15 protein-coding genes are annotated in these 13846 nt (G+C 70.6%); 8 read left to right on the forward strand and 7 right to left on the reverse strand.

Annotated elements, in window-relative coordinates; translation table 11 throughout:
- Positions 1 to 588: 588 nt before the first annotated feature.
- Positions 589 to 1464 carry a potassium channel family protein gene (locus GQQ95_RS09795; RefSeq protein ID WP_157427490.1) on the forward strand — a complete coding sequence of 292 codons (876 nt, stop codon included), beginning with the start codon at positions 589 to 591 and terminating at the stop codon, positions 1462 to 1464.
- Here GQQ95_RS09795 and GQQ95_RS09800 read toward each other — a convergent pair.
- The gene (locus GQQ95_RS09800; RefSeq protein ID WP_157427491.1) at positions 1461 to 2171 is read right to left on the reverse strand and encodes an AIM24 family protein; all 711 of its coding nucleotides are present in this window, start codon (positions 2169 to 2171) and stop codon (positions 1461 to 1463) included. The genes GQQ95_RS09795 and GQQ95_RS09800 overlap by 4 nt on opposite strands.
- Positions 2172 to 2264: 93 nt before the next feature.
- On the opposite strand from GQQ95_RS09800, the gene GQQ95_RS09805 reads away from it, so the two are divergent.
- From GQQ95_RS09805 to GQQ95_RS09815, 3 genes are read left to right on the forward strand one after another with little or no spacing between them, the layout of a single operon-like run.
- A complete protein-coding gene (locus GQQ95_RS09805) occupies positions 2265 to 3167 on the forward strand; it encodes a metalloregulator ArsR/SmtB family transcription factor (protein ID WP_157427492.1) in 903 nt (300 codons plus the stop codon).
- A gap of 22 nt (positions 3168 to 3189) precedes the next feature.
- Entirely contained in the window at positions 3190 to 3618 is a 429-nt protein-coding gene (locus GQQ95_RS09810) for an arsenate reductase ArsC (RefSeq protein ID WP_157427493.1), read from the forward strand.
- Positions 3615 to 4133, forward strand: coding sequence for a tetratricopeptide repeat protein (locus GQQ95_RS09815; RefSeq protein ID WP_157427494.1), 519 nt, complete (start codon positions 3615 to 3617; stop codon positions 4131 to 4133). Before GQQ95_RS09810 ends, GQQ95_RS09815 begins: the two co-directional genes overlap by 4 nt.
- 69 nt (positions 4134 to 4202) lie before the next feature.
- On the opposite strand, the gene GQQ95_RS09820 is transcribed toward GQQ95_RS09815, so the two are convergent.
- From GQQ95_RS09820 to GQQ95_RS09830, 3 genes are read right to left on the reverse strand one after another with little or no spacing between them, the layout of a single operon-like run.
- Positions 4203 to 4622, reverse strand: coding sequence for a DUF6098 family protein (locus GQQ95_RS09820; protein WP_212275383.1), 420 nt, complete (start codon positions 4620 to 4622; stop codon positions 4203 to 4205).
- Complete coding sequence (locus GQQ95_RS09825; protein WP_157427495.1) at positions 4619 to 5704, reverse strand: cation diffusion facilitator family transporter; 1086 nt, start codon at positions 5702 to 5704, stop codon at positions 4619 to 4621. The genes GQQ95_RS09820 and GQQ95_RS09825 overlap by 4 nt, the downstream gene beginning before the upstream one ends.
- The gene (locus tag GQQ95_RS09830; protein WP_157427496.1) at positions 5704 to 6174 is read right to left on the reverse strand and encodes a transporter substrate-binding domain-containing protein; all 471 of its coding nucleotides are present in this window, start codon (positions 6172 to 6174) and stop codon (positions 5704 to 5706) included. The genes GQQ95_RS09825 and GQQ95_RS09830 overlap by 1 nt, the downstream gene beginning before the upstream one ends.
- Positions 6175 to 6405: 231 nt before the next feature.
- Between GQQ95_RS09830 and GQQ95_RS09835 the strand changes: the two genes are divergently transcribed.
- Entirely contained in the window at positions 6406 to 6888 is a 483-nt protein-coding gene (locus tag GQQ95_RS09835; RefSeq protein WP_157427497.1) for a YciE/YciF ferroxidase family protein, read from the forward strand.
- Positions 6889 to 6957: 69 nt separating this feature from the next.
- Entirely contained in the window at positions 6958 to 7365 is a 408-nt protein-coding gene (locus GQQ95_RS09840; RefSeq protein ID WP_246205360.1) for a DUF7882 family protein, read from the forward strand.
- Positions 7366 to 7399: 34 nt separating this feature from the next.
- Here GQQ95_RS09840 and GQQ95_RS09845 read toward each other — a convergent pair whose 3' ends face one another.
- Together GQQ95_RS09845 and GQQ95_RS09850 are read right to left on the reverse strand one after the other, a co-directional pair.
- Positions 7400 to 8674 carry a cytochrome P450 gene (locus GQQ95_RS09845; RefSeq protein WP_246205362.1) on the reverse strand — a complete coding sequence of 425 codons (1275 nt, stop codon included), beginning with the start codon at positions 8672 to 8674 and terminating at the stop codon, positions 7400 to 7402.
- Positions 8671 to 9846: an alcohol dehydrogenase catalytic domain-containing protein gene (locus GQQ95_RS09850; protein ID WP_157427498.1), complete on the reverse strand. Its 1176-nt coding sequence runs from the start codon at positions 9844 to 9846 to the stop codon at positions 8671 to 8673. Before GQQ95_RS09850 ends, GQQ95_RS09845 begins: the two co-directional genes overlap by 4 nt.
- A gap of 175 nt (positions 9847 to 10021) precedes the next feature.
- Here GQQ95_RS09850 and GQQ95_RS09855 point away from each other — a divergent pair, with 175 nt between their 5' ends.
- Positions 10022 to 10870: an SDR family oxidoreductase gene (locus tag GQQ95_RS09855; protein WP_246205364.1), complete on the forward strand. Its 849-nt coding sequence runs from the start codon at positions 10022 to 10024 to the stop codon at positions 10868 to 10870.
- Between the two features lie 45 nt (positions 10871 to 10915).
- Here GQQ95_RS09855 and GQQ95_RS09860 read toward each other — a convergent pair whose 3' ends face one another.
- Positions 10916 to 13294, reverse strand: a complete 2379-nt coding sequence (locus tag GQQ95_RS09860) for a glycoside hydrolase family 65 protein (protein WP_157427499.1) — start codon at positions 13292 to 13294, stop codon at positions 10916 to 10918.
- 194 nt (positions 13295 to 13488) lie between these two features.
- On the opposite strand from GQQ95_RS09860, the gene GQQ95_RS09865 reads away from it, so the two are divergent.
- Positions 13489 to 13821 (forward strand): DUF3467 domain-containing protein, encoded by a 333-nt coding sequence (locus tag GQQ95_RS09865; RefSeq protein WP_157427500.1) that lies wholly within the window; start codon positions 13489 to 13491, stop codon positions 13819 to 13821.
- Positions 13822 to 13846: the final 25 nt, after the last annotated feature.

The following is a 13846-nucleotide window of genomic DNA, read 5'->3' on the forward strand; positions in this document are numbered from 1 at the left end:
GCCAACTGCGCGCGGTGAGCGCCACGTCGACGCGAGCAGGTCGCGTCTCCAAATCACGTACATGGAGCTACTCACGCGCTGCCAAACGGTCTGAGCTGCCTCGATGCGCTCAACACCGCGTGACGACGCTCGGCGACGAAACCGAACAGAATCGGCGCCGAGAAGGGCGATCCACGATTGCGCCCGGGACACGTCGTTCTGGAGCAGTTGTGAATCGCGATGGGGACGATGCTCGAAGAAATGAACCGAGTTCTGGGCATCGCTCCGAGCTAGCGATTCACCGCGTCCAGGCCAGACGGGCGCCAGATCTTGTGCCATTAATGTGCCATTAAATGCGCGAAAACCAACTGAAACCAACTGAGACCGTTTCGAAGAATCCCTGATCAGCGCGATATCACGTCCATAAGAACTGAGCGAAAACCGCCCAGGCTCACTGAAAATCGAAAGGTCACCGGATCGATGCCGGTCGGAGCCACCATCAAAACCCCCGGGTAACCGGGGGTTTTCTTGTTTCAGCGGGCGATTCCGCCGAGCGCCGACGCCGTGGCGGCCGCAGGGCAACGCCTGTCGCGTGCCAGAATCCTCGGCATGACGAAGGTGCGCAGCGAACTGAAGAGCACGGGCTACGAGATCTTCATCGGGGCGCTGTCGATCCTCTCGATCGTGAACCTCGTCCTCATGCTGACCGTGGTCGACGATGCGGCGCTGATCACCGTCCTCCGGGTCATGAACCTGCTCTTCAGCGTCATCTTCCTCGCGGACTTCGCGTACCGGCTGACGACGGCGCCGCGACGTGGCGCCTACTTCTTCCGGCACTTCGGGTGGGCGGACCTCCTGGCGAGCCTTCCGTTCGCTGAGCTGAAGGTCCTGCGACTGTTCCGGGTCGTCCGGGTGGTGCGCCTGATGCGCGACCTCGGTCCGCGCACGATCTGGCGCACCCTCATCAGGGACAGGGCCGGGAGTGCCCTGTACGCCCTCCTGCTCATGGGCGTCCTGGTGCTGCAGTTCGGGAGCCTCACGATGCTCTACCTCGAGGAGCAGGCACCCGGCGCGAACATCACCACCGCCTCGGACGCCCTGTGGTACACGATCGTGACGATCTCGACCGTGGGGTACGGCGACCACTACCCGGTCACCAACCCGGGCCGCCTCGCGGGAGCCGTGATCATCGTCGTCGGCGTCGGCATCTTCGGCACGTTCACCGGATATCTCGCGAACCTCTTCCTCTCACCGCGAAAGGACGACGGCGCCGCGGATGTCGCGGCCGAGGCATCCGCCGCTCCGAGTGCGACGGACGCAGCGCCACCTGCCGACCTCGCCGCCGGCGCACCACTCGGGACACCGGCCGCATCGCTCGACGAGATACGTGCGCTCCTCAGCCGATCCGAAGCCAACCTCGTGTCGATCAGGCGTCTGCTGGACGGTCCCGAGGCCATGGCAGGCGACGAGCGGCCACCGGCCTAGGGCCGGCTGTTGTCCGAGCTGCGGTCGGGAAGGTAGGGCTCGATCGCCGCGGCGAGCTTGGCCGGGTTCATCGACTGCAGCCAGACGTGACCCGGACCGTGCAGTTCGGCGAGGAAGAGCGAGTCGCCGAAGAACTTGTTCTTGATGCCCTTGATGCTCGCGAACTCCAGGGGCATCTCGGCGCGGAACATGGCCAGGTGCCCGGGGTGGATGAGGAGCGACTCCCCCGCCTTCAGTTCGTACTCGGTGATCTCACCGGCGAGCTGCACCCACGCGGTGCCCGAGCCCGACAGCTTCTGGAAGACGACGCCCGCGCCGCCGAAGATGCCGGCTCCGAGCTTCTTCTGCAGCGCGACCGAGACCTCGACGTCGGTGGTGCTCGCCGTGTACGAGCCGGACTGGATCATGAACGTGTCGGCCGCGTCGATGTGCACCTCGCGGATGGTGCCGGGAAGCTGGGCGGCGAAGGCGACCATGCCGCCGCTCGGTGCGGTGTACCGGGTGAGGAAGAGCTGGGCGCCGCCGAGGACGCGCTTGAGGCCGCTCATGAATCCGCCCTGGCCACCGGTGCCGTGCGCGGTCGAGGTGTCGAGTTGCAGGCCCGGCGTGAGCCAGGCGACATCGCCGCCCTCGGCGACGATCGATTCCCCGGCGTCGAGCGCGATCTCGAGGATGGGCATGGTCGTTCCGGCGATGACTGGCTTCATGGCGGCACTCTAGTCGGGCAACCTGTCGAAGCCGAGGGCAGTGGCGCGGCATCCGGCCTGTGCTGGAATCCCCGCTTGGATAGACTGCGGTCTATGGATGTGAAGCCGGATGCCGCGCGCGAGTTGCGGCTCGTCGCCGATCCCACACGCGCCCGCATCCTGCGCAGCATCCTCGAATCGCCCGACGGTCGAGTGCTCGTCGGACGCCTCGCCGAGGAGCTGGGCCTGCGCCAACCGACCGTGAGCCACCACATGAAGGCGCTGCTCGAGCAGGGCCTCGTTCACCGGCAGCCCGACGGCCGTCGAACCTGGTACTCGCTCGACGAGGGTCACGCCGATCGACTCGCCGAACTCCTCCGCAGTCCCGGACCCGCCGCCCCGGCCGACCCCGTCCTCGAACGCGTCGTGCGCGATCTCGGCGACCGGTATCGCGGTGTCTTCAGTCGGGAGACGATCGAGCGATACGTGCGCGAGAGCTACGACCTGCTCGCGGAGCGCCCGTCCGCCGGACCCCGCCTGCCGTCGCTGGCAGCGCAGTTCGCGGCCGATCGGCTCGATGCGCTGGCCCGCCCCGTGCCGTCATCGAACTCCACGGTTCCGACGGTGCTGTTCGTCTGCGTGCAGAACGCCGGACGGTCGCAGATGGCCTCCGCCATCCTCCGGCACCTCGCCGGTGACCGGGTGCGCGTCCGCACGGCCGGATCCGATCCGGCCGGCGAGGTGCGAGGCTCCGTGCTGACCGCGCTGGATGAGATCGGGGTTCCGTTGGCCGGCGAGTATCCGAAGCCCCTGACCGATGAGGTCGTCCGCGCGGCGGACGTCGTGGTCACGATGGGATGCGGCGACGCGTGCCCGGTCCATCCGGGCCGCCGGTACCTCGACTGGGACCTCGCGGACCCGGTGGGCAAGCCGCTCGGCGAGGTTCGGGCGATCCGTGACGACATCGAACGGCGGGTCCGGGAGTTGCTGACGGACCTGCAGGTCGCCAAACCATAGACGTCGGTCTATGATTTTGTCCATGACCACCCCGGCACCCTCCATCCTGTTCGTCTGCGTCCACAATGCCGGCCGTTCCCAGATGGCCGCCGGCTACCTCCGCGAACTCGGGGCCGGTCGCGTCGAGGTGCGCTCGGCGGGGTCCGAGCCGAAGGATCGGATCAACCCCGTGGCGGTCGACGCGATGGCCGAAGAGGGCATCGACATCACCGGCAACACCCCGAAGGTCCTCACCGTCGACGCGGTCAAGGAGTCCGACGTGGTCATCACGATGGGGTGCGGCGACGCCTGCCCCATCTTCCCGGGCAAGCGCTACGAGGACTGGGAGCTCGACGACCCGGCCGGCCAGGGCATCGAGGCCGTTCGGCCCATCCGCGACGAGATCCGCCGCCGCGTCGAGGAACTGCTCGGCGAACTGCTGCCCGCGCGCGACCCGGAGAACGCACCATGAGCACCGCTCTGCACGACGAACTCGACCGCATCTTCGCGGCTCGCGACCGCGACGACATGGCCCCGACCATCGCCGCGCTCGAGCCGATCGCGGAAGCCCATCCGCACGACGCCCGGGTCCTCTACGAGATGGGCGGCGCGTACGACACCGCGGGCGAGGAGGCGACCGCCCTGGGGTTCTACGAACGGGCGATGGCCGAGGGCCTCGAGGGCGACCTGCGCCGCCGGTGCTTCCTGCAGTACGGCAGCACCCTCCGCAACCTCGGCCGGTACGACGAGTCCCTGTCGGTCTTCGCCCGGGCGCGGGCCGAGTTCCCCGACTCGGTCGCGCTCGGTGCGTTCGAAGCCCTGACGCTGCACGCGTCGGGCCGGGCGAGCACCGCCCTCGGGAGCCTCCTGACGCTGCTCGCCGACCACGTGCAGGCCGAGGACCTCGAGCGCTACAAGCCGGCCATGCGCGGCAACGCCGAGTACCTCGCCTCGCTCGACGCCGAGCCGCAGGACGCCGAGGCCTAGGACCGCGGCATCCGCCACGGCGCCGCCACGACGGGTGGCGCCGCACCGACCTGATCGACCGTCAGGCCGTCACTCCGGCTCGTTGCCCGCGTCGAAGTGCTCCCGGTAGCGCTGCTCCGCCTCCCCGAGCACCCCGTCGTCGAGCACGCCGACGAACGAGACATCCGTCAGGAGCGGCTCGCAGTCCGGCCCGCGACCGACGACGGAACCGTGCACGAGCCAGGCCCGTCGGTCCTGGTTGCGATCGCGCAGGTGCTTGTACTGGCAGAGCTGGCGTGCGAGCCAGTCCTCCACCGGCCTGGTCCACCACGGCTCGGGGTCAAGCGGGTTGACCGAGAGCCCGGGCAGCTCGAGCCCGCTCTCGGTGTCGACCGAGCCGCCCGACAGGTCGTGATCGGGGCCCTCCGAGTAGCGCACGTAGAGCCGCCGGTCGCCGAGTCGCCGATGCAGCTCGTCGAGCGTCGAGACGACGTCGTCGGATCGGGTCATCGTTCCCCCTTCAGGCGATCGGATGTCGCGCCGGCCGATGCGTCCGACCCCCGCTCGGATGCCGCGGCCGGGCCGGCGCCGGACGCGCCCGCCCTCGACCCCCGACCGGCTTCTCGCCCGAACCCGGGGTCCGCCTCGGGCGGGAGGACGCTCACCGGGATGACGTCGGTGTCCTGCACCTTCCAGTCGAGGGCGGCGATGGCACGCGCCGCGGACTCGTACGCCGACACCGGCGTCCGCGGGTCGACGGGCACGACGTAGGCCTCGACGTGGAAGACCTGGCCGAGGTCGCGCATCCGCACCGCGGCATCCGCCACCCAGGGCAGGCCGCGGAGCATCGTGGCGGCCTCGGCGATGAGCGGATGCACCGCCTTCTCGTCGTACGTGGTGGCGCGCTTGTCGATCAGGCCGAGGATGGCCGTGCGCGTGTTCCGCACGCCGTCCCAGACGATGCCGACCGAGATGAACAGCGCTGCCGCGGAGTCGAGCCACCACAGCCCGACGCCGATGCCGAGCACGCCGACGATCGACGCGGCGTTCGTGTGCCAGTCCGCGGTCGCCATGTCGGCGTCGGCGTAGAGCAGCTTGTTGTGGAGGGGCTTCGCGAGCTTGAGCTTGTACCGACCGTAGAACGGCGGCCCGATCGCGATGAGCGCCATGACCGCGACCATGACCCAGCCGAGCCAGACGGAGGACCCGAAGAGCACGATCGTGCCGATCGTCGGGTGGTCGCCGCTCAGGAAGCCGCTGATCGCCTCGTACGCGAGCGTGGCGCCGACCACGAAGAGCGCGACGCCGGCCACCAGGTGCCCGACGCTCATCGCGCGATGCAGTCCGTACGGGAAGTTCCTGGTTGGCTTGCGGCGGACGAAGACGAGGGCGACGAGGAACGCGACCTGCGGCGTCAGCGAGAGGATGTCCTCGACCCAGGCGGTCTTCATCGCCTGTGAGTTGCCGAGCACGAGCGCGACGACGAGGATCGTCACCGTCGTGTAGCAGATCGTGAAGACCTCGATCTTCACGGCCTTGCGGAGATCCGTCGCCTGCTCGTCGGGCAGGTCGGTGCGACCGAACCGGGACATCAGCCCAGCTCCTCGTCGAGGAAGGTCTCGAGGGTGCTCAGGAACCGGTTCTCGCCGAGCGGCACGAGCATCACGACGTTGCGACCGTCGGCACCGGGCATGTCCGCGAAACCGCGCGTCACGCCCGCGCGGTCGATCCACGGCGTCTCGTCGGTGATCCCGCCGACGACGAGGTCCAGGTCGCCCTCCTCGAGCCCGGTGACGAGCTGCTCCTCGCTGCCGACGGTCCACTCGACGCGGGCGTCGAGCGAGGAGGCGAAGGCCTCCACGACGTCGGCCTCGGCACCGGAGACCTCGTCACCGCGCACCTCGATGAGGGATCGGTCGGGCGACGCGCCCGCCCGGAGGGTGCCGTCGGACACGCGCTCGAGGGTGCCGTTCGGGTCGGCCGGGACCTGGAGGCCGCACCCGGCGAGGCCGAGCACGATCCCGATGGCCAGTGGCACGGTGAGCCGTCGGCGATGTCCCATACCGGGACCATAACGCGGGCGCCCGGGGCACCGCGCCGGGCTTGACAAGGACTCCGTGCTCGCTCAGACACGGGCGTCGATACCGGATCCGGCATGTGCTTCGCACGAGCATCGGGGCGGATGCCCAGCCCCGTCAACCCCCTTTCCGAGAACCGTCCGTCGGCGTGAGCATGGTCGAGTCCCGCACTCGCGGGCGCCCGCACCGGCGGGACGACGACCGAAGGATGGCACATGGTCCAGCAGACGCTCACGACACCCGAGGAACTCCTCCGCTTCCAGCTGCGAACCGCGATGACGATGGAGCACGACTCGCTCGCCGCGCTCGGCGAGCTCGCGAAGGCCGCGAAGAGCGCCGAGGTGAAGAAGCTGTTCCGGCACCACGCATCCGAGACGGAGGAGCAGATCGCCAACCTCCAGCAGGCCTTCACGCTGCTCGGCTTCAAGGAGTCGACGGCGCCGTCGCCGAGCACCAAGGGCATCTCGAAGCAGGCCGCCTCGCTCCTCGAGCGGAGCGCGCCCAAGCTGCGCGACCAGGTCGCCGTCTCGAGCGCGCTCGGCAACGAGCACTACGAGATCTCCGCCTATGAGGGCCTCATCCTGCCCGCGACCGCGCACGGACTCACCGACGTGGTCTCGCTGCTCCAGGCCAACCTCGACCAGGAGGTGCACACCAGTGAGGAGCTGCGCTCGACACTCGAGAAGATCCTCGCCTGAGCGCGGCCTGACGGGGCCGCTTGTCCCTCAGATGGCCCCGCCGGCCCGCGAATTCCGTAAGCTGGCGTGATGGGCACGCTCTATTACGGCGACTCGGGAACCCCGATCGGCATCGAGGATCGTGCGCTCGCCCACCTGAAGGTCGCCGTCATCACCAAGTTGCGGCGCGGCGAGTCCTTCACGCTGTCCTGGCAGCACACGGAAGACCAGCCGCGCGGCCGCAGCACGCTCTGGGTGCACGCGACCATCCCGCTGCGCTTCGTCTTCGACGAGCCCGAGGCGCCCGAGCTCAGCCGCAAGTGGATCGAGGAGCTGATGCGCTCGGCCAACACGACCGGCGGCATCCTGCTCGTACCCGAGCAGCTGGACACGAGCGAGATCCCCATGGAGGCCGACCAGCCGGTGCAGGTGGGTGTCGACGTGCAGGGCGTCGACGTGCAGGACGACGAGGCGGACTCCGGCCGCACGGCCGACTGAGCGCCTTCGGGCCCGGCCGAGCGGCCGACGACGATCAGGCTGCGCCCGGGCCGGCGAACCTGACGCGGAACCGGTCGCGCGGCAGCGCCGGCATCCGCCGCAGGCCGATGCGCAGGTCCTGCGGCGGCACGGTGAAGGGCGCCTCGGCGGCGACGCGCTGCACGAACTCGGCGGTCAGGGCGATCGTCGCCGCCTCGCCGGGACACCGATGGCCCGTCGCGACCTCGCCAGCACCCTGCGGCACGAGCGTGTTCGGGTCGCCGTTCCACCCCGTGAACCGGTCGGGGTTGAACCGCTCGGGTGCCGACCAGGCGCGGGCATCGTGGTTCGTCGCGTAGAGGTCGAGGACGACCCACTCCCCGGGCTGGAACGTGCGGCTCCGCCAGTCGAACGCGCGTTGCACGGTGCCGCCCATCACGGGGAAGAACGGGTAGCGTCGCCGAACCTCGTTCGCGAACCGCACGGCGGCCTCGTCATCGGCCGCGACGCCGCGGGCCCAGGCCGGGTGGTGGTGCAGCGCATGGGCGCCGAACACGAGGTACCGGCTCACCGCCACGATGGGTCGCAGCACGTTGAGCAGCTCGACGGCGGCGACCTCGACGGGCAGGAGCCCGCCGTCGGCGTCGGTCTCCGTCGCGATGCGGCGGACGGGGGTTTCATCCGCGATGGAGAGCTCGCCACGGCGCACGCGCTCGATGAGGGACCGAGCGGATGCCTCGGCCCGGCGTCGCCGGGCGCGGGCGGCCCAGTTCGGCGGTCCGAAGCTCGCCGCCCGGTCGACCATGGCCGCGAGGTCGCCGGCCAGTTGCCGGACGTCGACGGCTTCCTCCGGGATGCCGCACCACGCGACGGCCGCACGGGTCAGCGTCTCCACGGCGACGTCGTAGAGCGACCGGGTGGTGTCGGCGTGCCGGACCGTCGCCGCGGTCCACTCGGCATCGAAGATGCGGGTCAGTCCGGCGACGGCCTCGGGCCGCAGCATCTGCATGAACATCGTCTTGCGGTGGTGATGCGCGGCTCCCTCCAGCGTCTGCACGCTGCCCTCGTCCTGGAGCAGGTGCTGCACGGAGGTCGGCATCGCCCGTTCGCGCGAGAACCGGTCGCCCTCGTAGAAGATGCGGGCGGCGTCCGCTCCGTACACGACCGTCGCCGGCCGCCCGGCGAGCCGGGTGGTGAAGGCGTCGGTGCCCAGCTTCCGGAAGCGGCGCTGCCCGAAGGTGTACCCGTCGAGCAGGAACCCGGGACCGTCGTCCAGCGCACCAGAACGCGGGATGCCGGCCTCCGACGGCCGGCGCATCGTCTGCGTCACGGTTCGAGCACCACCTTGATGCATCCGTCGTCCTTCTTCTTGAACGTCTCGTACATCTCGGGTGCGCGATCCAGCGGCACCCGGTGGGTCACGAGGTCCTCGACGCCGAGCGGGTCGGCGGAATCCTCGACGAGCGGGAGCAGGTCGTCCCGCCAGCGATGCACGTTGCACTGCCCCATGCGGAGCGCGATCTGCTTGTCGAACATCGTGATGAACGGCATCGGGTCCGCGGCGCCGGCGTAGACGCCGCTCAGCGAGAGGGTCCCGCCGCGGCGCACGAGGTCGATGCCGAAGTGCAGGGCCGCGAGCCGGTCGACGCCGGCCTTCTGCATCATCGGCTTCGCGACGCCGTCGGGCAGGATGCCCACGGCCTTCTGCACGAACTCGATGCCCGGGTTGCCGTGCGCCTCCATGCCGACCGCGTCGACCACGCTGTCCGGTCCGCGGCCGGCGGTCTCGTCCCGGAGCCGGTCGAGCAGGTCGTCCTCGAGGTCGAAGGTCTCGATGCCGTGCCGCTCGGCCATCGCCCGTCGCTCCGGGACCGGGTCCACGGCGAGCACGCGGTGGCCGAGGTGGCGTCCGATGCGCGCGACGAACTGCCCCACGGGCCCGAGCCCGAGCACGCCGAGCGTGCCGCCGTCTGGCAGGTCCGCGTACTGGACGCCCTGCCATGCGGTCGGCAGGATGTCGCTGAGGAAGAGGTACCGCTCGTCGGGCAGCTCCTGGCCGACCTTCATCGCGTTCACGTCGGCCCGACGCACCCGCAGGTACTCGGCCTGGCCGCCGGGCACCGATCCGTAGAGCTCGGTGTAGCCGTACAGGTCGGCGCCCGTGCCGGTGTCCCGGTTCTGCGTGGTCTCGCACTGCGTCGTCAGGCCGATGCGGCACATGTGACAGTCGCCGCAGGCGATCACGAACGGGACGACGACCCGGTCGCCGACCGCGAGGGTCGCGACGCCGGAACCGACCTCCACGACCACGCCCATCGGCTCGTGGCCGAGGATGTCGCCCTTGGCCAGGAACGGCCCGAGCACGTTGTAGAGGTGGAGGTCCGACCCGCAGATCGCCGTCGACGTCACCCGGATGATCACGTCCGTGGGCTCTTCGATGCGGGGGTCCGGTACTGCTTCGACGCTGACCTTGCCGGTCGCCTGCCAGGTGAGTGCTCTCATGCTTCGAACCTCTCCGAGCACCCGCGGCGCAGGCAAGGGGGTTGACAGTCGGCGCCGGCCGGCCGGACCCTGTCGCCGGCCGCCCGACCTCGGCACTGCGCGCACACGGGCCGTCTGTCAAGCCGGTTGTCGGGGCTCGGAGCGATCCGTGGAATGGAATGACCGAACGAAAGGAATGACGATCGTGAACCAGCCCGCCCAGCAGCAGGAGTTCCCCGGATCCGAGCAGGAGATGACCCCGAAGCCCGACCACGGCGAGGAGAGCTACCGCGGCTCCGGCCGGCTCGAGGGCAAGTTCGCCGTCATCACCGGCGCCGACAGCGGCATCGGCAAGGCCGTCGCCATCGCGTACGCGCGGGAGGGCGCCGACGTGCTCGTGAGCTACCTCGACGAGCACGAGGATGCGAAGGAGACGTGCCGCCTCGTCGAGGAAGCCGGCCGGCGGGCGGTCGCCGTATCCGGCGACCTCGCCGACCCGGCGCACTGCCGAGAGGTCATCAGGAGGGCCGTCGAGGAGTTCGGCCGCATCGACGTCCTGGTCAGCAACGCCGCCTTCCAGATGGACCACCCCACGCTCGAGGAGGTGCCCGACGAGGAATGGGATCGCACCCTCGCCGTCAACCTCAGCGCCTTCTTCCACCTCGTGAAGGCCGCCCTCCCGCACATGCACGAGGGGGCGTCGATCATCGGGTCGTCGTCGGTGAACTCGGACATGCCGTCACCCACGCTCATCCCGTACGCGGCGACGAAGGCCGGCATCGCGAACATGACGGCATCCATGGCGCAGTCGCTGGCCGAACGCGGCATCCGGGCGAACAGCGTGGCCCCCGGCCCCGTGTGGACGCCGCTGATCCCCTCGACGATGCCGCCGGAGAAGGTCGAGAGCTTCGGCGAGCAGGTGCCGATGGGGCGGCCGGGGCAGCCGGCCGAGCTCGCCCCGGTGTACGTGCTCCTCGCCTCCGACGAGGGCAGCTACATCTCGGGCGCGCGGATCGCGGTGACCGGCGGCAAGCCGATCCTTTGACCGCCGGGTCGCGCGGCGGAACGGCCGTCCGCGCCGCGGGCCGGGTCAGTCCGAGATCGACGCCAGCGCGACCTCGACCGTGCGCGGGGTCCGTCCACGAGGCTGCGTCGGCCGCGGACCGGCATCGACGGGGGCCGGCGTGGGGGCGACGACCTCGACGCCGGCCTCGAGGTCGAGCGGCTCGCCGAAGTGGTGCACCCGCAGGGTTGGACCCTCCGCGAGGCGATAGGTCGTGGCATCCGGCCGCACCTCGAGCCGCAGGGTGCGGCCGCCGACCTTGACGCCGAAGCGAAGGCCGGTCATCGGTGCCGCCAGCCGCGGCGCGAACCACAGGCCGTCGGCGCCGTGGCGCATGCCGCCGAAGCCGGCCACCAGGGCCATCCAGATGCCGGCGAGCGAGGCCATGTGCAGTCCCTCCGCGGTGTCCTCGCGCAGGTCGTCCAGGTCGAGCGTCGCGACCTCGGCGAGGTAGTCGACGGCGAGGTCGAGGTGCCCGACCTCGGCGGCGATGACGGCCTGGGCCGCGGCCGAGAGCGACGAGTCGCGCACCGTCAGCTCCTCGTAGTAGCGGAACGCCCGAGCCTTCTCCTCGAAGGTGAACGCGTCGTGCGCGAAGACGAGCGCCAGCACGAGGTCCGCCTGCTTCACCACCTGCTTGCGGTACAGGTCGAAGTACGGGAAGTGCTCCTGCAGCGGATACTGCTCCGGCTCGGTGCCCTCGAAGTCCCACCGCTCCCGCCTGGTGAATCCCGCCGACTGCTCGTGCACGCCGAGCTCCTCGGAGAACGGCACCGCCACGACATCCGCCGTGACCTCCCACCCGCCGATCTCCTCGACGGTGACGCCGAGGCCCCGCGCCGCCTCGGCGTGGCGGCGGGCCGCGTCGGCGGCCGCGCGCAGGTTGCGCTGCGCCATGAGGTTCGTGAACGTGTTGTCGTCGACGACCGCGGTGTACTCGTCGGGCCCGGTCACGCCGTCGAGGTGGAACGTCCCGTGGTCGTCGGTGTGCCCGAGCGACATCCAGAGCCTGGCCGTCTCCACGAGGACGGGCAGCGCGCACTCCTCCTCGAAGCGCTGGTCGCCGGTGACCGCGGCGTGCAGGGCGACCGCCGCCGCGATGTCCGCGTTCACGTGGAAGGCCGCGGTGCTCGCCGGCCAGTAGCCCGAGCTCTCCTGCCCGTCGACGGTGCGCCACGGGTAGGCGGCTCCGGAGAGTCCGAGGTGCGCGGCACGCTCGCGGGCGAGGTCGAGGGTGGACCGCCGCCAGAGCAGCGCCTGGCGCGCGGCATCCGGTGCCGTGTAGGTGAGCAGCGGGAGGACGAAGCCCTCGGAGTCCCAGAACGTGTGACCCTCGTACCCGGCTCCCGTGAGGCCCTTGCCCGGGACGGAGCGGACCTCGAGCCTCGCGGCCGCCTGGAAGACGTGGAACAGCGCGAACCGCACCGCCTGCTGCAGGCGCGGGTCGCCCTCGACCTCGACATCGGCGCACGCCCAGAACTCGTCGAGTCGTCGGCGCTGCCCGTCGGCGAGCTCGCTCCACCCACCGCGGAGGGCCTCGGCCACGGCCGCCTCGGCGCGGTCCCGCAGTGCGGAGGGCGAGGCCGAGTCCGACGCCGACCATTCGTGGCCCACCGCCTTCACGACCTCGACCGCCTCCCCGGCCGCGAGGCGAGCGGTGACGGTCGTGCGCCCGAGGTCCTCGGACACGTCGGTGCGCACGTCGCACTCCGGCGCAGCCTCGACCAGGTGGTCCATCGAGACCGCCAGGCCCAGGTCGCTGTGCCGCGTGCGGTGCACGAGGGTCGCGCTCGTGCCGAGCCCGGCGTGCGCGAGCGGGACGAACGGATCCTCGAGCGTCTCCTTGACCCGCGGGTCGTGATGCACCCCGAGGTGGTCGATGTTGGCCACCAGCTCCGACTGGATGGTCACGGTGACCTCCGCGTCGACTGCCTCGACCCGGTACCGCACGGCACCGACCGACCGGTGCTCGAAGGACACGAGCCGCGTCGAGGTCACGCGCACCCGTCGCCCGGCCGGCGAGGTCCAGTCGAGCTCGCGGTGCAACGTGCCCGCCCGGAAGTCGAGGCGCTGCTCGTGCCGGTGCAGGTCGCCGCGCCGCACGTCGAACGGCTCGTCGTCGACGAGCAGCCGGATCAGCTTGCCGTCGGGCACGTTCACGACGCTCTGCCCCGAGTCGGGGTAGCCGTAGCCCTCCTCCGCGTAGGGCATCGGATGCCGCTCGAACACGCCGTTCAGGTAGGTACCGGGGATGCCGCAGGGCTCGCCCTCGTCGAGCGTGCCCCGCCAGCCGACGTGGCCGTTCGACACCGCGAAGACCGACTCGCGCCGCTCCAGCTCGTCGGGATCGACACCGCTGAGCCCGATGCTCCAGGGGTCGAGATCGAACGAGAGTGAACTGCTCATGCGGTGCTCCTCAGCGGCGGGTGGACGGTCAGGGGGTGCTTCCACGTCTACCAGCGCGGCGCCCTGCGATCGATCCGTTGACGACTCGTTCGGATCCGTGCAAGACGGCGCCGCTCGCCGGGGGCGCGTGTATCGTCGTGACACCGGCGTCCGGCGCGATGATCAGCCGCGGCATCCGAACTCGAAGGGGCACCATGACCGACGACCACCTTCCACGTCGCTTCCAGATCGACCTTCCCGCCGACCGGGCGCAGGGCGTCTTCGCCGATTTCGCCCGGGTCTGGCACACCCCGAACGTCTTCGTGATGGACTACGTCGCCCTCACCCAGCCGCCGGCGCAGGTCGAGGACCCCGACGGCACGCGCGCGGTCGCCGTGCCCGGGCAGATCGTGAGCCGCATCCGGATCCCACCCGAGCAGGTGTTCGAGCTCGCCAAGGCGCTCACCCAGCAGCTCGAGGCCTGGGAGCAGGAGACCGGGCGCAAGCCGCCCGAGAAGCCCCTGTTCGGCGGGCACTCCGCGCCGTAGTCCGGAAGGGCGGATGCCGCGGCAT

The organism is Agromyces salentinus (genome assembly GCF_009749395.1).
GTDB classification, from domain to species: domain Bacteria; phylum Actinomycetota; class Actinomycetes; order Actinomycetales; family Microbacteriaceae; genus Agromyces; species Agromyces salentinus.